We start from the raw sequence: 1,858 nt of genomic DNA on the forward strand, positions 1-1,858 counted from the left end.
AGCTTCTTGATTTAATTTTCTAACTCTATAACACTTTAAAAAGTTGCCTGCCTTAGACAGCTTATTCAAGTGCGCCAATTTATGGTCTTCCTCTACTTTCTTTCACACTAACCTTCTTCTTTTTGACTCATCTGTGGTCTTACAATAAAAATTACAATCAATACTCCCACAAAAGAAACAATTGCCGCTGTAATAAACACCTGATTGACACCTTTCTGTATCAATGCAGCGTTTGATGGATCAGAAGCCGTACAATTATTATAAACCACACCGAAAACAGCTGCTGAAACTGTGCTTGCCAGCGAATTGAAGAAATTGACAAGTGATGTTCCTACTCCGATATCAGAAGGCTGAAGCATGGACTGTGCTGCCGGTGTAATTGCAACAGAACGAAAGCTCTCCGCAATACCGGTAATTGCAATTGCAACAAAATAAAGTATGATAGAAGTCGAAGGCGTTGTAAATCCCATCATCAACATCGGAATCATTGCAAGTCCCGTACTGAATGCCATAGCTTTCCACGAATTGGATGCCTTCTTACCTACCCATGCTCCGGCGATCGTAGGCAATACAATCGTAATCAGCGTACGAGGCATCTGCAATGAACCTGTCACGGTTCCTGACGCTTTCAATACTTGTAGTGTACTGATCGGCGAATAAACATTCATTGCTGTCTGATAGAAATATGCAATAAATCCAACTGCCAACAATACTGTGTATCCGCGATTTTTTAATAGTCTTAACGGAATCAGCGGCTCTTCCGCCTTTTCCTCAATTTTCATCAAAGCAACCAGCGCTGCAATACCAATCACAAAACCTGCCAGAATTGCAGGATGTGTCCATCCCATAGAAGACCCGAAATTCAGCGCCATAAGAATACCACATAAAGCAATCGACAAAGCAATGATTCCAGGTACATCAATAGAAACATTTCCTTCTCGTTTCTGATTCGGCATGTTTATGCCAACCAGCACCACCCCAAGAAGTAAGGGGATCGCAGGTATGAGAATCGCAACTTCAAGCATTCCCATATCTGTAAGAAAACCTGCAATGATACTGCCTCCAAAGCTTCCAAGCGCAACAGCTGTAGCTAAAAGCCCCATCGCCTTAGGTACATCTTTCTTTTCATGAATAAGCCCTGCAATAATATACGGAGCTGACGTAAAAGCTCCCTGTGCAAGTCCCACAAGAAGACGTAATATCATTAATACCGGAAGCGATCTGGCAAATGCAAATGCTATACCGGCTATTGCACATATAATTCCCGGAATGACAACTATATTTCTCCGTCCGATGATATCCCCCAGTTTTCCTCCGATTGGTGTCATAATTGAAACCCCAAGTCCTGCAAAAATAGAAAACAATGATACATAGCCCATTGCGTTCACTCTCTCCAGAATCGGTGAGGTTAATGTAAAAAATACTAATCCATACATGGAAATGGACATCATGAGACATACACATCCTGCCTGAACTGTGTTTTTCTTCCCTTTGGGCAGTGGTATCGTTACTGCCTGCTGTGATTGTTGATTCGACATTGCATTCCCTCCTTAATATACTTAATATACTTCATCTATATCTATAGGATTTTATTATAAACAACTCTCATATTATTAAACATAGCCAGAAAAGACGAAGTCTAAAACAGTTTTATACTTCGTCTTTTCTATAAAGTCAGTTCTATTATTCTACTATTTTTATAACTAAAAACTTCCATAAACATCTCTGTCTATGGAAGTCATCTTAACTCCCCGAGTTGGGTTCGAACCAACGACCCTTCGGTTAACAGCCGAATGCTCTACCGCTGAGCTATCGAGGAATACTCTAATATTATAGCACTTTCTTCATTTTTTTCAAG

At 40.4% G+C, this 1,858-nt stretch carries 1 protein-coding gene and 1 tRNA gene; both read right to left on the bottom strand.

The window, feature by feature from the left end; genetic code table 11:
* Window positions 1-107: 107 nt before the first annotated feature.
* Window positions 108-1,538: an MFS transporter gene (locus tag ACTNB3_RS17720; RefSeq protein WP_427820908.1), complete on the bottom strand. Its 1,431-nt coding sequence runs from the start codon at window positions 1,536-1,538 to the stop codon at window positions 108-110.
* A gap of 209 nt (window positions 1,539-1,747) precedes the next feature.
* Window positions 1,748-1,819 (bottom strand) — tRNA-Asn (locus ACTNB3_RS17725).
* Window positions 1,820-1,858: the final 39 nt, after the last annotated feature.

The organism is Bariatricus sp. HCP28S3_D3 (genome assembly GCF_052065755.1).
In the GTDB taxonomy this organism is placed as follows: Bacteria; Bacillota; Clostridia; order Lachnospirales; family Lachnospiraceae; genus Allocoprococcus.